This is a genomic window from Bradyrhizobium sp. BR 1432 (genome assembly GCF_051547705.1).
GTDB classification, from domain to species: Bacteria; Pseudomonadota; Alphaproteobacteria; order Rhizobiales; family Xanthobacteraceae; genus Bradyrhizobium; species Bradyrhizobium zhanjiangense.
This window is the reverse complement of record NZ_JBPUGF010000003.1, coordinates 6,372,540-6,391,989: the sequence shown is the minus strand read 5'-3', so window position 1 is coordinate 6,391,989 and position 19,450 is coordinate 6,372,540. Positions and strand designations below refer to the sequence as shown.

At 64.9% G+C, this 19,450-nt stretch carries 18 protein-coding genes and 3 pseudogenes; 2 read left to right on the top strand and 19 right to left on the bottom strand.

Annotated elements, in window-relative coordinates; genetic code table 11:
* Positions 1 to 16: 16 nt before the first annotated feature.
* The 5 genes and pseudogenes from ACSKB8_RS31020 to yajC form a co-directional block, all read right to left on the bottom strand.
* Positions 17 to 880, bottom strand: a complete 864-nt coding sequence (locus tag ACSKB8_RS31020; protein ID WP_438108188.1) for a phytoene/squalene synthase family protein — start codon at positions 878 to 880, stop codon at positions 17 to 19.
* The gene (locus ACSKB8_RS31015; protein ID WP_438110749.1) at positions 877 to 1,275 is read right to left on the bottom strand and encodes an Mth938-like domain-containing protein; all 399 of its coding nucleotides are present in this window, start codon (positions 1,273 to 1,275) and stop codon (positions 877 to 879) included. The genes ACSKB8_RS31020 and ACSKB8_RS31015 overlap by 4 nt, the downstream gene beginning before the upstream one ends.
* 45 nt (positions 1,276 to 1,320) lie before the next feature.
* Positions 1,321 to 2,341 (bottom strand): annotated as a pseudogene (gene secF / locus ACSKB8_RS31010) (protein translocase subunit SecF).
* A 10-nt stretch (positions 2,342 to 2,351) separates the two neighbouring features.
* The gene (secD, locus tag ACSKB8_RS31005; RefSeq protein ID WP_091885500.1) at positions 2,352 to 3,956 is read right to left on the bottom strand and encodes a protein translocase subunit SecD; all 1,605 of its coding nucleotides are present in this window, start codon (positions 3,954 to 3,956) and stop codon (positions 2,352 to 2,354) included.
* A 60-nt stretch (positions 3,957 to 4,016) separates the two neighbouring features.
* Positions 4,017 to 4,382: a preprotein translocase subunit YajC gene (gene yajC / locus ACSKB8_RS31000; protein ID WP_091885503.1), complete on the bottom strand. Its 366-nt coding sequence runs from the start codon at positions 4,380 to 4,382 to the stop codon at positions 4,017 to 4,019.
* A 182-nt stretch (positions 4,383 to 4,564) separates the two neighbouring features.
* Here yajC and ACSKB8_RS30995 point away from each other — a divergent pair, with 182 nt between their 5' ends.
* Entirely contained in the window at positions 4,565 to 5,548 is a 984-nt protein-coding gene (locus ACSKB8_RS30995; protein ID WP_438108186.1) for an ATP-binding protein, read from the top strand.
* Positions 5,549 to 5,713: 165 nt separating this feature from the next.
* Here the strand turns inward: ACSKB8_RS30995 and ACSKB8_RS30990 are convergent, their stop codons facing one another.
* The 3 genes from ACSKB8_RS30990 to ACSKB8_RS30980 form a co-directional block, all read right to left on the bottom strand.
* The gene (locus ACSKB8_RS30990; RefSeq protein ID WP_438108184.1) at positions 5,714 to 7,111 is read right to left on the bottom strand and encodes a peptidoglycan DD-metalloendopeptidase family protein; all 1,398 of its coding nucleotides are present in this window, start codon (positions 7,109 to 7,111) and stop codon (positions 5,714 to 5,716) included.
* A gap of 109 nt (positions 7,112 to 7,220) precedes the next feature.
* Positions 7,221 to 7,871: a protein-L-isoaspartate(D-aspartate) O-methyltransferase gene (locus ACSKB8_RS30985; protein ID WP_091885512.1), complete on the bottom strand. Its 651-nt coding sequence runs from the start codon at positions 7,869 to 7,871 to the stop codon at positions 7,221 to 7,223.
* The gene (locus tag ACSKB8_RS30980; RefSeq protein WP_438108182.1) at positions 7,868 to 8,056 is read right to left on the bottom strand and encodes a hypothetical protein; all 189 of its coding nucleotides are present in this window, start codon (positions 8,054 to 8,056) and stop codon (positions 7,868 to 7,870) included. Before ACSKB8_RS30980 ends, ACSKB8_RS30985 begins: the two co-directional genes overlap by 4 nt.
* 41 nt (positions 8,057 to 8,097) lie before the next feature.
* Between ACSKB8_RS30980 and ACSKB8_RS30975 the strand changes: the two genes are divergently transcribed.
* Entirely contained in the window at positions 8,098 to 8,469 is a 372-nt protein-coding gene (locus tag ACSKB8_RS30975; RefSeq protein WP_091886060.1) for a response regulator, read from the top strand.
* 106 nt (positions 8,470 to 8,575) lie between these two features.
* Here the strand turns inward: ACSKB8_RS30975 and surE are convergent, their stop codons facing one another.
* The 11 genes and pseudogenes from surE to argS form a co-directional block, all read right to left on the bottom strand.
* The gene (gene surE, locus ACSKB8_RS30970) at positions 8,576 to 9,343 is read right to left on the bottom strand and encodes a 5'/3'-nucleotidase SurE (RefSeq protein WP_438108180.1); all 768 of its coding nucleotides are present in this window, start codon (positions 9,341 to 9,343) and stop codon (positions 8,576 to 8,578) included.
* 109 nt (positions 9,344 to 9,452) lie between these two features.
* Positions 9,453 to 9,816: pseudogene (locus tag ACSKB8_RS30965) on the bottom strand (hypothetical protein).
* 55 nt (positions 9,817 to 9,871) lie between these two features.
* Positions 9,872 to 11,203 carry a serine--tRNA ligase gene (serS, locus tag ACSKB8_RS30960; RefSeq protein ID WP_438108178.1) on the bottom strand — a complete coding sequence of 444 codons (1,332 nt, stop codon included), beginning with the start codon at positions 11,201 to 11,203 and terminating at the stop codon, positions 9,872 to 9,874.
* A gap of 199 nt (positions 11,204 to 11,402) precedes the next feature.
* Complete coding sequence (tatC, locus tag ACSKB8_RS30955; protein ID WP_438108176.1) at positions 11,403 to 12,212, bottom strand: twin-arginine translocase subunit TatC; 810 nt, start codon at positions 12,210 to 12,212, stop codon at positions 11,403 to 11,405.
* Positions 12,209 to 12,767: pseudogene (gene tatB / locus ACSKB8_RS30950) on the bottom strand (Sec-independent protein translocase protein TatB). Before tatB ends, tatC begins: the two are co-directional and overlap by 4 nt.
* 86 nt (positions 12,768 to 12,853) lie before the next feature.
* Positions 12,854 to 13,090: a twin-arginine translocase TatA/TatE family subunit gene (locus ACSKB8_RS30945; RefSeq protein WP_091885538.1), complete on the bottom strand. Its 237-nt coding sequence runs from the start codon at positions 13,088 to 13,090 to the stop codon at positions 12,854 to 12,856.
* 164 nt (positions 13,091 to 13,254) lie between these two features.
* Positions 13,255 to 14,007: an SMC-Scp complex subunit ScpB gene (gene scpB / locus ACSKB8_RS30940; RefSeq protein ID WP_165405914.1), complete on the bottom strand. Its 753-nt coding sequence runs from the start codon at positions 14,005 to 14,007 to the stop codon at positions 13,255 to 13,257.
* Positions 14,008 to 14,028: 21 nt separating this feature from the next.
* Positions 14,029 to 14,868, bottom strand: a complete 840-nt coding sequence (locus ACSKB8_RS30935) for a segregation and condensation protein A (RefSeq protein ID WP_438108174.1) — start codon at positions 14,866 to 14,868, stop codon at positions 14,029 to 14,031.
* Positions 14,865 to 15,893 carry a beta-N-acetylhexosaminidase gene (gene nagZ / locus ACSKB8_RS30930; RefSeq protein ID WP_370987203.1) on the bottom strand — a complete coding sequence of 343 codons (1,029 nt, stop codon included), beginning with the start codon at positions 15,891 to 15,893 and terminating at the stop codon, positions 14,865 to 14,867. Before nagZ ends, ACSKB8_RS30935 begins: the two co-directional genes overlap by 4 nt.
* Positions 15,894 to 15,939: 46 nt before the next feature.
* Positions 15,940 to 17,511 carry an SPOR domain-containing protein gene (locus ACSKB8_RS30925; protein WP_438108172.1) on the bottom strand — a complete coding sequence of 524 codons (1,572 nt, stop codon included), beginning with the start codon at positions 17,509 to 17,511 and terminating at the stop codon, positions 15,940 to 15,942.
* Positions 17,512 to 17,652: 141 nt separating this feature from the next.
* Positions 17,653 to 19,443, bottom strand: coding sequence for an arginine--tRNA ligase (gene argS, locus ACSKB8_RS30920; protein WP_438108170.1), 1,791 nt, complete (start codon positions 19,441 to 19,443; stop codon positions 17,653 to 17,655).
* Between the last annotated feature and the right edge of the window lie 7 nt (positions 19,444 to 19,450).

Here is a 19,450-nt window from a genome sequence, read left to right as displayed (position 1 = left end):
GGCGATAAGCCAACTCCTACTTGGTAAATTCCCTGGAGCGTGAAGCCCGCCACAGCGTCCACAGCGTGCGCAGCCGCGAGGCCGGCTGCGGCGCGAACGGATTGCGGCCAGGTTTCGACAGGCGCTTCAGATCGGCCCGGGTCTGGCTCAGTGGCAAAAACGCGAGCCGCACGGATGGCGGCACCTGCAGCAGCAGCGACGAGGCCGTGGTCAGATGCTGCCGCGTCTCGCACGCGAGCTGGTCCAGTACGGCGCGCAGGTTCGGCGTCGCCTTGCCGGCGAACACATCCTCCATATTGCAGTTGTGGCTCGCCAGCACCTGCTGCGGCAGGAACAATTGCCGGTGCGCCGCATCACGCGGCAGGTCGGCAATGACCTGGACGATACCCTGGGCAAGCCCAGCATGACGGGCGAGATGCTCGGCCGCCTCCGACGGCGGCGTCATGATCCGGGCTGCAAGGGCAAACAACGCCGATGAGGTCGCCGCCAGATAGCCTTCCAGTGCCGCCATGGTCGGCATCGGATCGTTGTAGAGATCGAACTGGTGCTCGTCGGCGAGCAGCGACAGCGGCTCGATCGGCAGGTCATAATCGCGGATCGCGCGGAGCAGCTCCGCCGCCACCGGATTGCCCTCGGCGCTGCCATGGACATGGCCTGACAGCATGTCGGTCCACCATTGCAGGCGAATCTCGCCGGGCAAGGGCTGGCTCACCTGGTCGCGAACGCGCACGATCTCGGCATTGAAGGCATAGAGCGCCAGCAGCGCGCGGCGTTCTGCGGCGGGTACGAACAGCGTCGCGACGTAACGCGGAAAGTCGTGGCTGCGCACGAGATCGGCGCAGAAGGTAGCCGAATCGGGTGGCGGCGCGGTGCTGCTCATGGCACCGCGATCAGCGCGGCCGCGACGCGGCGTCGCTCGCCGATCATGATGTTGTAGGTGCGCACGGCGGGGCCAGTCTGCATCGTGTCCAGCACCACCCTCACCGCCTTCAAGGCCTGGCGCAGTTCCGGCGGCGGAAGCCAAACCCCGGTTCCAGTGCCGACCAGAAGCGTGTCGATGCTGTTGGCGGCCGTGAACACGCGATCGAGCGAGTAGCGGTCGATCTTGGTGGGATCCGTCACGTCCCAGGCCCAGATCGCGTCGGGCAGGCACAGCAACGATCCTCGATGCGACATGCCGGCGAAGGCGAAGCCGCCCTTGCCATAGGCTTCGATCGGCGCCGAGCGCGGGAAATGGGGTGCGTTGGGTCGCCAGCCATCGAGCCAGGTCCGAATGAGCTTACTACCCCCGCAAACGCGTGCGGGGGTATGCGGTTCGGATCATGCCTTGTTTTTCTTCGCCGGCGTAGCCGTGTCCGGCGCATCTTCGCGATGCTCGCCGACGCCGAGATAGATCAGGATCGGGGCCGCAATGAAAATCGAGGTGTAGGTGCCGACCAGCACCACGCCGAACATCATCACCGCGGTGAAGCTGTGGATGGCGTGGCCGCCGAACAAGAGCAGCGCGAGCAGTGCCAGCGTCACCGTGACGTGGGTGATGATGGAGCGCGACAGCGTCGAGTTGATGGACTCGTTGAGCAGCTGCGGCATCGGCATCTTCTTGTAGCGCCGCAGCATTTCGCGGATACGGTCGTAGATGACGACGGTGTCGTTGAGCGAATAGCCGAGAATCGTCAGCAGCGCGGCGATGCTGGTGAGGTCGAAATCGACCTGGCTGATCGACATGAAGCCGATCGTGAGCACGATGTCGTGCACGTTGGCGATCATGGCGCCGAGCGCGAACTGCCATTCGAAACGGAACCAGAGATAGATCAGGATCGCCACGATCGCGAGCATCAGGCCGAGCATGCCGTAGGCCAAGAGCTCACCGGAGACGCGCGGGCCGACCACCTCGACACGGCGATATTCGACGGAATCGCCGAGCGCTGCGCGGACCTTCTGCACGGCCTCCTGCTGCGCGGCGTCGCCGCCGGGCTGCTCTGCAACGCGGATCAGGACGTCCGCGGGGCCGCCGAACTGCTGCAGCTGGACTTCGCCGAGACGCAAGGAATCCGAACGTCGTGCGCATCGCCGCGATGTCGGCGGTGCCGGACTTGGCCTGCACCTCCAGCAGCGTGCCGCCGCGGAAGTCGATGCCGAAATTCAGCCCGTGGGTGAAGAACAGCGTGATCGCGACGATCGACAGCGCCGCCGAGATCGGGAAGCTGACGCGGCGAAAGCGCGTGAAGTCGAAATGCGTATTGTCCGGGACGATGCGCAGCGACGGCAAGAGGCCGAGGGCCGCAACCACGGTGAGAATGGCAATGAGGACGCCGAGCCCGATGAGAACGGTGTGAGTCACGATCAGGCTCCTAGATCGGCACGCTCTGCGGCCGCTTCCACCGCACCCACCCGGCGACGATCAGCCGGGTCAAAGTGAAGGCGGTGAACACCGTGGTGATGATGCCGATGCCGAGCGTCACGGCAAAGCCGCGCACCGGGCCGGTGCCGATGTAGAACAGCACGGCGGCAGCAATGAAGGTGGTGATGTTGGAATCGAGGATGGTCGCCAGCGCCCGCTTGAAACCGGCATCGATCGCCGAAATCGCGTTGCGGCCGCCGCGCAGCTCCTCACGGATGCGCTCGTAGATCAGCACGTTTGAATCGACCGCGATGCCGACGGTGAGCACGATGCCGGCGATGCCGGGCAGCGTTAGCGTGGCGTTGAGCAGCGACAACAGGCCGAAGATCATCGCGACGTTGATAGCCACCGCGACATTCGCGAACACGCCGAACAGCCGGTAGGTCGCGAGCATGAACACGATGACGAGGATCGAGCCGACATAGGCCGCAAGCTCGCCCTTCTCGATCGAATCCTGGCCGAGACCCGGACCGACGGTGCGTTCCTCGACCACCGTGAGCGGCGCCGGCAGCGCGCCGGCGCGCAGGAGGATCGCGAGATCGTTGGCCGATTGCACGGTGAAATTCCCGGAGATCTGGCCCTGGCCGCCGGTGATCGGCTCGCGGATGACGGGCGCCGAGATCACCTTGTTGTCGAGCACGATCGCGAACGGCAGTCCCACATTCTCTTGCGTCGCCTGCGAGAATTTGCGCGCGCCCGACGTATTGAACTTGAAGCTGACGACCGGCTCACCCGTGCGCTGGTCGAAGCTCGCCTGGGCATCGGTCAGATCGCCGCCGGCGACCAGCACCTGCTTCTTGACCACGTAAGGTGTCGGCGGCGGCGAGGCGCTCATCAAGAGTTCGGATTCCGGCGGCAACCTGCCCTGCTGCGCCTGATCCGGCGGCACGGAGGTATCGACCATGCGGAATTCCATCTTCGCGGTCTTGCCCAGGAGTTCCTTCAGGCGCGTCGGGTCCTGGAGGCCGGGGACCTGCACCAGGATGCGGTCGTTGCCCTGGCGCTGAATCACGGGCTCGACGGTGCCGAGCTCGTTGACGCGGCGTTCGACGATCTGGATCGACTGCTCGATGGTCTTGCGCATGCGGTCGAGCATCGCGGCCTGCGGGATGCTCAGGCGGATCACACCGCCACCGGCATCGGTGACCTCAAGGTCGCGCTGACCGCCGGATCCCATGAGGCCGCCCAGCGGCTGCGACAGCTCGCGCAGCTTGGCGAGTGCGGCCTGCGCATCGGATTCCTTGCTGATGCGAACTTCGACCGCGTCGTTGCGCACGGTAACGCCACCGGTGAAACCGATCTTGGCATCGCGCAGCGTCCGGCGAACGTCGTCACGAATCTGGTCGAGCCTCTCCTTCCTCACATAGGCGGAATCGACCTCAAGCAGCAGATAGGATCCGCCCTGCAGGTCGAGGCCGAGCACGAGCCGGCGCTGCGCCCAGGCCGGCCAGGTCTTGACCTGCGCCTCGGGGAAGAAGTTGGGGACCGCGCAGAGGCACACGATCAGCGCCGTCAGGATAATCCCGAGCGCCCTCCACCGCGTGAAATACAACATCGACTAGACCTGTCAGATCAGGAGACTTGCAGGAGACTTATAGTGACTCGCGGGAAGCATTCACTTCGCCGCGCTGTCGTCCTTGGCGCTTTCCTTGGATTCTTTGGCCGGTTCGCCCTTGGCGCGCACGCCTGAGATCATCTGGCGCATCTGCCGCACGCGCACGCCGTCGGAGATCTCGAACTCGATCTGGTCGTCGTCGACGACCTTGGTGACCTTGCCGACGAGGCCGCCCGAGGTCACCACCGTGTCGCCGCGGCGGATGTTCTTCACGAGGTCGGCATGATCGCGGACCTTCTTCTGCTGCGGACGCAGAATCAGGAAGTACATGATCACGAAGATCAGGGCGAACGGCAGCAGCGACATCAACATGCTGTTGGTGTCGCCGGCGCCCGCGGCCTGGGCATACGCAGGGGTAATCAGCATTCGGACGATCCTCGTGACAACGGGGGAAAGCCGGTCAGGCCCTCAAAGGCGACCGGTTCGGTCAAATTCGCGCGGACTATAGCGGCCATTGCCCCAATTGCAACGCTGCCAGACCGCCCTTTTGGCCCACCTTGCGGCGCGTCCTCAGGCCCGATAAGGCTGCATTCTCAGGAACTTCGGACATGCCCAAAAAACCCAGCAAAAGCCCGGCCGGCAAAGGCCCCAATACCCCTGCCAAGAAGCCCGCCGGCGTCGCGGCAAAACGTCCCAAGGGCGCCGCTAAGGCAGCCCCGGTCGATCCCTCCCAGGAGCGCATCGTCCGCGCGCTGGAGACCATTGCAGCGCACCTCTCGGCCCAGGGCAACCCGACCCTCGAACCCGAGTCGTTCGAACGGGCCGACGCGTTCGTCTGGCACCCGGACGGCCGCCTTGCGGCAGTGCCGCGGGTCAGCCGCGTCGAGCTATTCCTGCTGAAGGGCGTCGACCGGATGCGCGACATCCTGATGGAGAACACCGAGCGCTTCGCCAATGGCCTGCCCGCCAACAACGCCCTGCTCTGGGGCGCGCGTGGCATGGGCAAGTCATCGCTGGTGAAGGCGGCGCATGCCAGCCTCAACGCGGAGCGCAACCCGACCGACAAGCTGAAGCTGATCGAGATCCATCGCGAGGACATCGAAAGCCTGCCCGCGCTGATGGAGTGCTTGCGCGCCTCGTCCTTCCGCTTCATCGTGTTCTGCGACGATCTCTCCTTCGACGGCAATGATGCGTCCTACAAATCGCTCAAGGCCGTACTCGAAGGCGGCATCGAAGGCCGGCCCGAGAACGTCATCCTCTACGCCACCTCCAACCGCCGCCATCTGCTGGCGCGCGAGATGATCGAGAACGAGCGTTCGACCGCGATCAATCCCGGCGAAGCGGTCGAGGAGAAGGTCTCGCTGTCGGATCGCTTCGGCCTCTGGCTCGGTTTCCACCGCTGCAGCCAGGACGAATATCTCGCCATGGTGCGCGGCTATTGCAGCCATTTCGGCATCAAGATCGACGACGAGGCGCTGGAGCGCGAGGCGCTGGAATGGTCGACCACGCGCGGCTCCCGCTCAGGCCGCGTCGCCTGGCAGTTCGTGCAGGAGCTGGCGGGACGGCTGGGTGTGAAGCTGAGGATGATGTAGCGGACAGTTTCGCCTCACCTACTCCTGTCATTCCCCGCGCAAGCGGGGAATCCAGTACGCCGCGGCCTATCGGCCGAACAATTGCTGTCTCTGGAATACTGGATCGTCCGCCTTCGCGGACGATGACAGTGAGCGCGCGGTGTGAACCCGGCTGAAGCGTCCGCCTCACGCTCCGTTCAGGAATTGAAGCGGGTCAACCGGGCTCGATCCCTTACGGATCTCGAAGTGGAGCTGCGGCGACGCCACTTCCCCGGATTGACCCGACTTGGCAATGACCTGACCGCGCTTGATGGTATCGCCGCGCTTCACCAACAGCTCACTCGCATGGGCATATGCGGTGACGTAGCCGTTGGAGTGCCGAACCAGGACCAGATTGCCGTAACCTTTCAGCTCGTTGCCAGAATAGGCGACGACGCCGTCTTCAGCCGCCTTGACCGGCGTCCCCTCGGGCACCGCGAGATTGATGCCGTCATTGGACTTGCCGTTGGTCTTGGCGCCGTAGCTCGTGACCACCTTGCCGCGCACCGGCCAGCGGAAGGTCGGCAGCGCGCCGGTGGCCTCCGCAGCCTTCGCCGGCGTCTCGGCGGGCTTCTCTTCAACATTGGCCGTGGCTTGCGCCAGACGCGCGCTCTGCACGGGCGCGGCGGCAGCGGCCATCTTGGTAGCAGGCGCCGGAGCGGCCGCCACGGGCTGGAGCGTTCCCACAACCGGAGCAGCCGCGACCGGAGTCGCGGCAACCGGCGCCGCGACGGCGGCGGTCTTGGCACCGGGCACGGTCAGCTTGGTGCCGAGCTTGAGCTTGGCCGAGGGCGCGAGGCCATTGGCACGGGCTAGCTCGGCCGCCGAGATGTGGTTCTTGCGCGCGATGCTGGCGAGCGTGTCGCCACGGTTAACGAAGTGCGTGCTCGGCGGCGCAGCGACGGCTGCAACCGGCTTCGCCGCAGGCACAGCCGCGACGGGAACCATCGCCGGCGCGGGCGCAGCGGCCGTGGCCGTGGCCGTGGCCGGATGCGGGATGATGAGCTGCTGGCCGGGCGAGAGCGTGCGCGGGCCCTTGTAGCCGTTGGCGGCGAGGATCGCCTGCGGCGTGACATGATAGCGCTTGGCGAGCACGTCGAGCGTGTCGCTGGTGCCGACGATGATCTTGGTGCCGCCGGCCGGCTGGGCTGCGGCAACCGAGCGCGGCGGCACGGTCGCCGTGGTCTCGAGGTGCGGCTGCGCCGGGGGCGCATAGGAGCCGACGCCGCGCCCGCCACCGGACACTCCGCGGCCAGAGGCAACGGGATAGGATTGCGGGGTGGACACCGCGGGCGGAGGGAGGGGCTGGGACTGATAGGAACCAGGCTGCGTCTGCGGCCGCGCATATTGCGGCAGCTCACGCTGCGGCGGTGGCGCCTGCTGCACCGAACCGGTGGATTCCGAGGCGAAGGGATTGGAGAAATTCGACTGGGACAGTCGCGACGACATGTCGGCGCTGCACCCCGCAAAACTGAAGGAGATCAGCGCCAGCACCGCGACTTGCGGCACGCGGCGCGAGTAAAGCAACTCGGCGACAGCGGACATGGTTACTCACTCGTACGCAACAGAACTGGTGTTTTAAGTAAACACGCGCCGAGTAAATAACGGCTTAACCCTCCCAATAAGATGTTGGCGGCACAGCTAATCCGGAATTCTACAGCTCCCGCGCCACGCCAGGCAGCGCCGGCACGAAGCGGACATCGACGAGTTCCTTGCGCTCGATCCCCGCCTCGGTGCGGTTGAGGCGGGTCAGCGTCTGCACGCCCTGATGCGGGCCGACCGGTGCGATCAGGATGCCCCCGATCTCGAGCCGTTCGATCAGGTTCTCTGGAATCTGCTCCATCGCGGCGGTGACGATGATGCGGTCGAACGGGCCGATATTGGCCGGCAGATTGAGGCCATCACCGAGCATCACCTCGACATTGTGGCAGCCGAGCTCTTCGAGCCTGGCGCGTGCGGTGTCCGCGAGCTTGCGGTAGCGCTCGACCGTGAGCACCTGCCCTGCGAGCCGCGACAGCACGGCGGCCTGATAACCGGAGCCGGTGCCGATCTCGAGCACGCGGTGCCGCTTCTGGAGTTGGAGCTGCTCGGTCATGTAGGCGACGACGAAGGGCTGGCTGATGGTCTGCCCGCAGGCGATCGGCAGTGCACTGTCGCGATAGGCGCCGTCGCGGTTGGCGTCGTCGACGAACAGCTCGCGCGGCACCTCCTCCATCGTCCGCAGCACGGCCTGATCGCTGATGCCCCGGCGCCTCAGCGTGAGCTGAAACATCATCTTTTCGGGCGGAGGTTGATGGGAGGTCATTGTTGCCAATGCTGTGTTGTCAGGCCCGTTAAGTCGCCAACCCGGGCGCGAGAATCTTGTTCCTTGGTCGGGAACTCATGATACCATTCGGCTGGATATTTGATCACAGATTGGCGTGCAACGGGCCAGTCGTGATCGCCATTTTCAGGCATTCGTTCGTCAAAACGCGCATTGCGTCGATTCATGTTATCTGCGAACGTTTTTGGGAATGGGCAAGGACTCTACCATGACCGCGACGGGGCTTTCCGGCCGCTCTGTATTCCTCGTCGAAGACGAGGTGATGATCAGGATGATGGTTGCGGACATGCTCGAAGAGCTCGGCTACAAGGTCGCTGCCGAGGCCGGCGACATCACCGAGGCCATGCGGCTCGCCCAGGCGACCGAGTTCGACATCGCCATTCTCGACGTCAACGTCAACGGCAAGGTCATCTCGCCGGTGGCCGATGTTATCAGGGCGAAAGGCTGCCCCTTCATCTTCGCCACCGGCTACGGCTCCTCCGGCTTGCCCGAACAGTACCGCGATCGGCCGGCGCTCCAGAAGCCGTTCCAGCTCGACGCACTCGGCAAGACCATCGAAGCCGCGCTTCGCAGCGGCTAAAGCGTTTTCGAGCGAAGTGGATACCGGTTCGCGTGAAGAAAACGCGTCAAAACGAGAATCTAGAGCTTCGGTTCTGATTCAATCAGAACCGATAATGCTCTAGGCGCTACTTCAGCGTCGCGCTCAATTCTTCTGAAAACGCTTCATTGGTGCGGTCGAGCCTGAGCGGTGTCACCGAGACGTAGCGCTCGCGAAGCGCCGCGAGATCGGTGCCGTCGGCGGGCATGTCCATCATCGCCGTGCGCTCGAACCCGATCCAGAAATAAGGATTGCCGCGGCCGTCCCTGCGCTCGTCGATCCTGAGGAAGCCGAGATTGCGCTTGCCCTGGCGCGTGACGCGGATGCCGAGCACATCCTCCGGCGCACACGACGGGAAGTTGATGTTGATCACCGTGTCTTTCGGGACGCCGGCGGCGATCACCTTGCGCAGGATGTCAGGCCCAAACTTGCGCGCGGTGTCCCACGGCGGCCGCTCGCGGGTCTCGACGCTGAATTCCTGCGACAGCGCGAACGACGGCAGCCCTAGGATGGTGCCTTCCAGCGCGCCAGCGATGGTGCCGGAATAAACCACGTCCTCGGCGACGTTGCGCCCCTTGTTGACGCCCGACAGCACGACGTCCGGCAGCTTGGGCCCGAGGATGTGGCGCGCGCCCATGATGACGCAGTCGGTCGGCGTGCCGCGCACGGCGAAGTGCCGCGGGCCGACCTCGCGCAGGCGCAACGGATCGTTCAACGAGAGCGAATGCGACACGCCGGACTGGTCGAGCTCCGGTGCCACCACCCAGACGTCGTCGGACAAGGCACGCGCGATCTCCTCCACGACCTTGAGGCCGGGGGCGTGGATGCCGTCGTCATTGGTGCAGAGAATACGCATGCGAAATATCGATTCCAGAAAAGCGGGTCTGAGCCGTCTTATCCGGCTCTGCCCAATCAGGCAAACCGGCCGATTGGGTCCCGGCGGCCAGGTTCCCGGCTTGATCATGTTACCGGCGGATGCGCCATTGCGGCAGGAAGCGCGCCAGCCGACCCTCGGCATGCAGTTGCATCGCCGGCACGACCGGGCTCTCGACAGGATTTTCGATCACGCCAAGTGCCTCCAGCTGCGCGACGAACGGGTCGGACACCGGCGCCTGCGGAAAGCGTTCGCGCGCGACCGTCAGCGCCTTGTCGAAATCCGCTGCATTGACTCCGGGCTTGGCCCGCCGGCTCCGCACGAGATCGTCGTCCCAGAGCCGCGCAATCTCAATGTCGAGCACGCCGCGCAGGCGCTGATCGAACAGCCTGGATGCCGGCCCCCGTCACCGCCCATTGTCGGCCGACCCAGAAGATGTCGCGGTGCAAGGCCATGGTGGGTTCGCGTTGTGGGGCCGGCAGGATAGCCTGCCGCCCGATCTTCGCAAGCCTACTCGCGCGCGATCACCTTCAGCCCGCCCATATAGGGCTGGAGCACGCTGGGGACCGCGATCGAGCCGTCCTCCTGCTGGTAGGTCTCCATCACCGCGATCAGCGCGCGGCCGACCGCGGTGCCGGAGCCGTTCAGCGTGTGCACGAAGCGCGGCTTGCCGTCCGGCCCGCGCGAGCGCGCATCCATGCGCCGCGCCTGAAAGTCGCCGCAGACCGAGCAGCTCGAGATCTCGCGGAACATGCCGCCGTCGCCCTGCCCGGGCATCCAAACCTCGATGTCGTAGGTTTTTTGCGACGAGAAACCCATATCGCCTGCGCAGAGCGTCATCACGCGGTAATGCAGGTCGAGCTTCTGCAACACCTGCTCGGCGCAGGACAGCATCCGCTCCAGCTCGTCCTTGCTCGCTTCCGGCGTCGTGATCGAGACCAGCTCGACCTTGGTGAACTGGTGCTGGCGGATCATGCCGCGGGTGTCGCGGCCCGCGGCGCCGGCCTCGGCGCGGAAACACGGCGTCAGCGCGGTGAGGCGCATCGGCAATTGCTTCTCGTCGAGGATGGATTCGCGCGCGAGGTTGGTGAGCGACACTTCTGCGGTCGGGATCAGGCCGAGGCGCTCGGTCTTTAGCCGCTCATGGTCGGGCGCAGCCAGCAGCTCGCCCTTGATCGCCCAGAACTGGTCATCCTCGAATTTCGGCAACTGCCCGGTACCGAACATCACCTCGTTGCGTACGAGCAGCGGCGGATTGATCTCGGTGTAGCCGTGCTCGGTGGTGTGCAGGTCGAGCATGAACTGGCCGATGGCGCGCTCGAGCCGAGCCAGCCCCTTCTTCAGCACGACAAAGCGCGCACCGGAGAGCTTTGCCGCGGCCTCGAAATCCATGTAGCCGAGCGCGGTGCCGAGATCGTCATGCAACTTCGGCGCAAAGCTGTAGTTGCGCTTGTTGCCGAACACGTGGTGCTGCACATTACCGTGCTCGTCGACGCCGTCGGGCACTTCGTCGAACGGAATGTTTGGGATCGCCGACAGCTCTTTCGTCAACTCCTCGTCGGCGGCCTTCGCGGCAGCTTCGAGCTGCGGCATCGTGGTCTTCAGTTCGGCGACCTCGGCCATCAGCTTGGCGGCGCGCGCCTCGTCCTTGGCCTTCTTGGCATCGCCGATTTCTTTCGATGCCGCGTTGCGCCGCGCCTGCGCCTGCTCGGAGGCCAGAATCGCCGCACGCCGCTTCTCGTCGATCGCGAGCAGCGAGGCCGACATCGGCTTCAGGCCGCGCCGCGCGAGGCCGGCGTCGAAGGCTTGCGGATTGTCGCGGATCGATCTGATGTCGTGCATGGCTGTGGTCCTGGGGCAGCGCGTAAACATGCAACATCGAACGTTGCCCATTTACATTAGCGCGTCTCCTAGCACGGCTGTCATCATCCGCGAAGGCGGATGATCCAGTATTCCAGAGACGTCCGTGATTCCCCGATAGGCCCCGGCGTACTGGATTCCCCGCCTTCGCGGGGAATGACACTGAGGATTTGGCCCGCCCCTACTCCGCAGGCTTGGCCGGCGTCGACACATCGGTACCGGTGGCCTGCGAGGCCGCCGCCTTCTTTTCCACCATCGCCACCGCGATGATCGAACCCTCGTAGAGCGCCAGCAAGGGAATCGCCAGGGAGCACTGGCTGAGCACGTCAGGCGGCGTCAGCACGGCCGCGATGACGAAGGCGATGACGATGAAATAGCGCCGCTTCTCGCGCAGCATCTTCGATGTGATGATGCCGATCCGCCCGAGCAGCGTCAGGATCACCGGAAGCTGGAAGGCGATGCCAAAGGCGAAGATCAGCGACATCATCAGCGACAGATATTCGCCGACCTTGGGCAAGAGCTGGATCTGCGCGGTCTCGTCGCTGCCGGCCTGCTGCATGCCGAGCGAGAAGCGGACCAGCATCGGCAGCACGACGAAATAGACCAGCGCCGCGCCCAGCACGAAGAAGAACGGGGTCGCGACCAGGTACGGCAGGAAGGCCTGCTTCTCGTGCTTATAGAGACCGGGCGCCACGAACTTGTAGATTTGCGTCGCGACGATCGGGAACGAGATGAAGCCGGCGCCGAACAGCGCGAGCTTCAGCTGGGTGATGAAATATTCCAGCAGCGCCGTGTAGATGAACTTGGAATTCTCAGGACCCGCGATCCACACGAACGGCCAGACCAGCACGTTGTAGATCTGCTTGGCGAAGAAGAAGCAGACGATGAAGGCAACGCCAAAGCCGAGCAGCGCCTTGATCAGCCGCGACCGCAGCTCGATCAAATGGTCCATCAAGGGGGCTTTGCTGGCCTCGATATCGGCGTCGGTCATGACGCTTTGGCATCCTTGATCGCTTCGGATGGCGCGGTGTCTTGCGCGACGTGGGCCTGCTCGACCTCACGGGTGATCGCCAGCGGCTCGTTCGCGGCTGCATGCGCCTCGGCTTCCATGAAGGTCGCGGGCGGCGGGGCTTCCGGAAGTCGTTGGCGTTACCGGCGCTTCATTTGAAGTCGCCGGTGCTTCGCTCGAAGTCGCCAGCGCTTCGCTTGAAGTCGCCGGCGGTTCGACGGCGCTGGTGGCTGGCGTCTCGGCCGGCTTGTCGAGCGCATCGACGCGGAGCGCGTCGCTGACGTCCTTCTGAAGCGAAGTCAACGGATTGAAGCCGGTCGCTGCTTCCTTGACCTCGTCAAAGCTCTTCTTGAGGTCGGCCATCTCGGCCTCGCGCATCGCTTCCTGGAACTGGCCCTGGAATTCGGCGGCCATCTTGCGGGCCTTGCCCATCCACTGCCCGACCATGCGCAGCACGCCCGGCAGCTCCTTCGGGCCGATGGCGATGAGGGCCACGACCCCGATGAGGACCAGTTCACTCCAGCCGATGTCGAACATGAGGTCTTCCGTTCACGCCAGCCGCAAGCCGGCCCAATCCCTCGCGCGCAGGATCGGGGCTACCCGCGTCTCGCATGCTCTCTGGCTCAGACGGCCTTGCTGCCGACGTCGGACCGTGCCGCGGTCGGCGCGGCGTTGTTGTGCTCGATGGACTTGTTCGGCTCGGGCTTTTCAGCGGGCTTGTCGTCGTCCTGCATGCCCTTCTTGAACGCCTTGATGCCCTGCGCCACGTCGCCCATCAGATCCGAAATCTTGCCGCGGCCGAACAGCAGCAGGACCACTGCGATCACCAAGATCCAGTGCCAAATGCTGAGTGAACCCATCCTGCAACCCTCCAAACGCGCATGGCCGGGGACCGGCCGATCTTCACCCAAAACTAGGCTTGGCGGGTCTCAAAAACAAGGACCAAGGCAGCGCCAATTCGCTGTTGGCACTACGCAATCTTGCTAGTGTTAACCGGTCGCAGTGACCCGTGAACGGACCGGCGTCACTCTTCAGTGCCGCCTTCGCCGCCACCCTCATTGCCGCCTTCCGGCGCCTCGGGCTCGACCGCCGGCGCCAGCGCCAGATCGAGGTCCTCGCCCGGTTCCAACGGATCTTCGTCCTCACGCAGCGCCGGGTCATCCGACGGCGTCGGCACGCTGAATCCGGTCGGCAGGCGGGAATCCAACAGGCCCGTGCCCTTCAGCTCTTCTAGGCCCGGCAAGTCGCCGAGCTGTTCCAGGGTGAACTGCGACAGGAAGTCCTCGGTGGTTCCGAAGGTCAATGGGCGCCCTGGCGTCTTGCGGCGTCCGCGCGGCTTGATCCAGCCGGTCTCCAGCAGCACGTCCAGCGTGCCCTTCGAGGTGACGACGCCACGGATCTCCTCGATCTCGGCGCGCGTCACCGGCTGGTGATAGGCGATGATCGCCAGCACCTCGATTGCCGCACGCGACAGGCGGCGGGTCTCGGTGCTCTCCCGCGTCATCAGCCAGGCGAGATCGCCGGCGGTGCGGAAGGTCCATTTGTTGGCGACGCGCACGAGGTTCACGCCGCGCGAGGCATAATCGGCCTGGAGCTGCTCGAGCGCCGCCTTGACGTCGACGCCATCCGGCATCCGCTTGGCCAGCGTCGCGGTATCCAGCGGTTCACTCGAAGCGAACAGCAGCGCTTCCAGCAGCCGCAATTCCTCGGGACGTGCCTGGGATTCGTTGTCCATCGGCTCGGCCTCTTCTACCCGCACTTCAGCCAGGCTTGCCATGGCAAATTCTCCTTCTTGCACTTAACCGACCGGCGCATCGGGCGCAGGAGCTGCGTCCGGAACCGGTTTAGGACGCCCCTTCCGGAAATAGATGGGCGCAAACGCCTCTTTCTGGTTCAGCTCGAGCTGGCCTTCGCGCACCAGTTCGAGCGCGGCGGCAAAGCTCGAGGCGAACACCGTCGCGCGCTGCGTCGGATCGGCGACATGCCGGATCAGGAAGTTGTCGAGAACGCCCCAGTCGTCCTGTTCACTGATGCTGCCGACCAGCCGCTCCAGCGTGGCGCGCGCTTCGGCGAGCGACCACACCGTGCGCTTGGCCAGATGCACGCTCGCCAGCACGCGCGACTGCCGCTGCGCCGCATAGGCGGTGAGCAGGTCGTACAGCGTCGCCGTGTATTTCGGATGCTTGATCTCGGCGATCTGCTCGGGCTCGCCGCGCGGGAAGATGTCGCGCTGCAATTGCGGCCTGTTCATCAGCCGATTGGCGGCTTCGCGAATGGCTTCCAGCCGGCGCAGACGGTTGGCAAGCGCGGTCGCCATCTGCTCGGCGCTCGGGCCTTCCGCGCTCGGCGGCTCCGGCAGCAGGAGGCGCGATTTCAGGAAGGCGAGCCAGGCCGCCATCACGAGATAATCAGCAGCGAGTTCCAGCCGGATCTTCCGCGCAGCTTCGATGAAGTGGAGATACTGGTCCGCCAGCGCCAGGATCGAAATCTTGGCAAGGTCGACCTTCTGCTGCCGTGCCAGTGCGAGCAACAGGTCGAGCGGGCCCTCATAGCCTTCGACGTCCACGACCAACGCCGGCTCACCCTCGGCGAGCTCTGCGGGCCGCCCGGTTTCGAACGATAGGATTTCTGCGGTCATGCGGATGCCGTGTTTGCCCGTGCGATCAATGCGTCCAGTTCCGCGCGTGCGGCCGCCCGGTCGAACGGCTGCGGCGGCTTGCGTGCGGCGAGCGCGGCTTTCGCCCGCTCCAGTGCCCTGCCGGACAGTTCGGGTGTCTGCCCAGCGACGTCGTGCATCTCCGCGATGTTGCCGTTGCAATGCAGGGCCACGTCGCAACCGGCCGCAAAGATAGCGCGGGTCCGCTCGGCGATATTCCCCGACAGCGCGTTCATCGACACGTCATCACTCATTAACAAACCCTGGAACCCGATTGCGCCGCGAATCACGTCAGCAATCATTGTCGCAGATGTCGTCGCCGGATGGGCGGAGTCGACCGCGCTAAACACAACATGTGCAGTCATGGCCATCGGCAGGTCCGAAAGCGGCTTGAACGCGGCGAAATCGGTCCGCTCCAGCTCGTCCCGGGGCGTATCGACCGTCGGCAGCTTGAAATGGGTGTCGGCGGTGGCCCGGCCATGACCGGGGATGTGCTTCAGAACCGGCAGAACGCCGCCCTGCTCCAGGCCTTCGGTGACCGCACGGGCAATCGCCGCGACCTTGCCCGGCTCCGTGCCGTAGGCCCGGTTGCCGATGACGGCATCGGCACCCGGCACCGGCACGTCAGCGAGCGGCAGGCAATCCACGGTAATGCCGAGATCGGCGAGATCGGCCGCGATCAGGCGGGCGCTCAGGCGCGCCGCAGTGAGCCCGAGCGCCGAATCAGTGTCGTACAAAGTCGCGAATACGGTCCCCGGCGGATAGATCGGCCAGTGCGGCGGCCCCAGCCGCTGCACCCGACCGCCCTCCTGATCAATCAGGACAGGCGCGTCGGCGGCTTCCGACACAGCTCGCAATTCCGCAACCAATGCAGCAACTTGCGCCGGTGTCGCGACATTGCGCTTGAACAGGATGAAGCCCCACGGGCGTTCGGCACGGATAAACTCCCGCTCGGCGGCGGTCAGTTCCGTTCCGGATACGCCGGTAATGAAGGCCCGCGTGCTCATAACGGCCGATTAACCCTGCCCCGCGAGGGGGTCAAGGAAACGACCGTTAATTCCTCTGGACGAAGCAGGCGGACAGGCCTGCGGACTTGAGGCTGTTGCATGCCTGCGTCGCTTCCTCTGCCGAACCATAGGGACCGGCGAAGGCGCGGTAGACGATGCCCTTGCCCTTGTCGGTGAGGTCGACGCGCTTGATCACCGGCGAGCGCGATCCGAGCACGCTGCCGTACTTGCTCTGAAGCACCCGGTAGGATGCGGCGGCGCTGTCCTCGCTCTGCTGAGAGGAGACCTGCACGATGTAGCCGCCGCTGCTGGTGGGGGCGAGTTGCGTCGGATTGGTCGCAGCCATCCGCTGCGGAGGCTCGGCCGTCGGTCCCGATTGCGGCGCGAGCGACATAGGCTGGTTGGCGCTGGCGTTGGCCGAGGTCGGCGGATTGCGCGGCGCGATCGGTGCAGGCGGCGCGGCAATGGGTTTTGGCGCAGTTGCCGGCTTGGCGGCTGCCGCCGATTGCGGGGCGGCGCTATCGGTCTGATCGCCCTTCACGGCCACCGTCCTGATCGAACGCGGCGAATTGTTCGGCAGTGTGCCGTTGCTCGGAGTCGGCCCTGCGCTCGGCGGCGGCACCATCGACGGCGACACACTCGCTACCGACGGCGGGTTCGCATTCTGGTTCAGCGGCGGGAACACCACACGGGGTCCACCCGCCCTGGCGTTGACGTCGACAGGCGCCTCCTCGCGCGGCACGATCTTCTCAGTGCCGTCACCGCTCACCATGCGATCCGGCACCTTGGCCGTGGAGTCCGTCGGCGCCGGCACGATCTTGGTCGGCGTGTTGTCGGCCTTGATGATCGGCGGCTCGCCGCTGCGAGGCGAACCCACATAGGTCTTGTAGGCAAAGGCAGCGCCAGTCCCGACCACGGCAAGCGCGAGGATCGCCGCGACCGTCATCATGCCGCCGCGCCGCTTCTTCGGCTCGTCAAGTTCGGCCTCGGGATAGTCGTTCTGGTACGCGTAGGGATCGTCGGGGTAGGCCGGATCGCGCTGGTAGTCCTGCTCGCCGGTCTCGAGCCGACCGTAGAGCGCATCATCGTAGCGCGACGGATCGGGCTGCGCGTACGGCTCCTGATAGGCCTGCTCCTGATAAGCCTGACCGTGCTGCTGGTAGGCCTGATCCTGATACGCTTGAACTTGATAAGCGTGATCCTGATGGGTCTGCGGCTGATGAAAATCCGGCTCTGGGGCAGGCGCAGTCGGCTGGGCCGAATAGCGATGCAACGGATGAACTGGGTTTACGGAGACGGGATAGTCAGGCTCCGGCGCGGGTGCCGGCTGCGGCTGCACGTTAGCGCGCCGCATCCATGAGGGTGGCCCGGGCGGCGGCGGAGGTTGCTCAGCATAGTCCTGCTGATCATCGTCATGGCGATGGTCGTCTTCCCGATAGCTCTGGGCAGGCGCTGCCGTCGGGCGCACAGTTGGCCGCGACTGCGCTGCGAACGGATCGGTCTGTCCGATCAGACGGGCGAGCTCGGCCAAGGGATCATTTTCCGCCTTCCCATGCTGATCGCTACCGCGACCATAGTCATCGGAGGGAAACGGTCTGTCCTGATATCGTTCGGCCATCGTGATGATGCGTCCCTTCGGGAAAGCCGCGCGCCCCTCGACCAAGGCACGGCTTTCGACCCACAAGGCTTTCAACCAAGTCTAAGCGATCCGGCTTCTGCCGGTTACCCCCCGAATTCCCATTAGGTAGTTCGCCCCAAACTACCGCATCTCGTCCGGGGCATGGACGCCGAGGATGGCAAGGCCCGATGCCAGGACAGAGACAACGCCCTGGACCATGGCCAGTCGCGCTTTTGTAAGATCTGCATCATTATTGATAATGAAGCGTAAATAGGGCAAATCGCGCCCCTTCGTCCAAAGTGCATGAAATTCGCTGGCTAAATCATAGAGATAAAAGGCAATTCGGTGCGGCTCGTGGGCCGCGGCGGCAGCTTCCATCACCCGCGGATAAATTGCGAGGCGCTTGAGAAGATCGAGTTCGACCGGATCCGACAACCGTTCCACCGCCAACTCACTCAGCCAGGCGATCCGTTCGACGGTCTCCCCGGGCAGTTCCGGGAACACCTCGGCCCGCGCGTTGCGGAAGATCGAGTGACCGCGGGCGTGACCATACTGGACGTAGAACACCGGGTTGTCGCGCGACTGCTCCATCACCTTGGCGAGGTCGAAGTCGAGCACCGCATCGTTCTTGCGGTAGAGCATCATGAAGCGGACGGCGTCCTGGCCGACCTCATCCACCACCTCACGCAAGGTGACGAAGTCCCCGCTCCGCTTCGACATTTTCACCGGCTCGCCATTGCGCAGCAGCTTCACGAGCTGCACGATCTTGACGTCGAGCGCGCCCTTGCCTGATGTCGTCGCCTTCACCGCCGCCTGCATGCGCTTGATGTAGCCGCCATGGTCGGCGCCCCAGACGTCGATCATCTCCGCAAAACCACGGTCGAACTTGTTCTTGTGGTAGGCGATGTCGGAGGCGAAGTAGGTGTATGAATTGTCCGACTTGATCAGCGGACGGTCGACATCGTCGCCGTAGGCGGTCGCCTTGAACAGCAGTTGTTCGCGGTCTTCCCAATCCTCGACCGGCGCGCCCTTTGGCGGCGGCAGGCGACCTTCGTAGATGTCGCCTTTGGCCTGTAGGAAATCGATGGTCTCGGCAACCTTGTTGTTGCCGGTCTCGATCAGCGAGCGCTCGGAGAAAAACACGTCGTGGCGAATGTTGAGGGCGGCGAGATCGTCCTTGATCTCGTCCATCATCATCGCGATCGCCTTGGCGCGCACCGTCGGCAGCCACTCGGCCTCGCTCACCCCGCGGAGCTTGGCGCCATGCTCCTTGGCCAGCGCCGCGCCGACGGGCTTGAGGTAGTCACCGGGATAGAGTCCTTCCGGGATCGCGCCAATGTCCTCGCCGAGCGCCTCGCGATACCTCAGGAAGGCGGAGCGTGCGAGCACGTCGACCTGGGCGCCGGCGTCGTTGATGTAGTATTCGCGCGTGACGTCGTGGCCCGCGAACTGAAGCAGGCTTGCCAGCGCGTTGCCAAACACGGCGCCGCGACAGTGACCGACATGCATCGGTCCGGTCGGATTGGCCGAGACGTATTCGACGTTGACCTTGGAGCCGCCGCGGACGCGGCCGTAATCGGCGCCCTCGCGCAGCACCGTGCGCAGCGCCTCGGCCCAGGCGGCCGGCTTCAGCGTCAAGTTGATGAAGCCGGGGCCGGCGACGTCGACCTTGGCGATCAGCGCATCCGTGCGCAGCCGCTCGGCGATCTGCTCGGCGAGATCGCGGGGTTTTGCCTTCGCCTCTTTCGCAAGCACCATGGCGGCGTTGGTCGCCATGTCACCATGGGAGGCATCGCGCGGCGGCTCGACCACCACGCGCGAGAAATCGATGCCCTCAGGCCAGTTGGCGTCCACGGCCAGCGTACGGCAGGCGGCGTGCACACGCGCGAGCACGTCGGCGAACAGGTGCAGGGATGAGGATGTGTCGGGCATGGCCGCC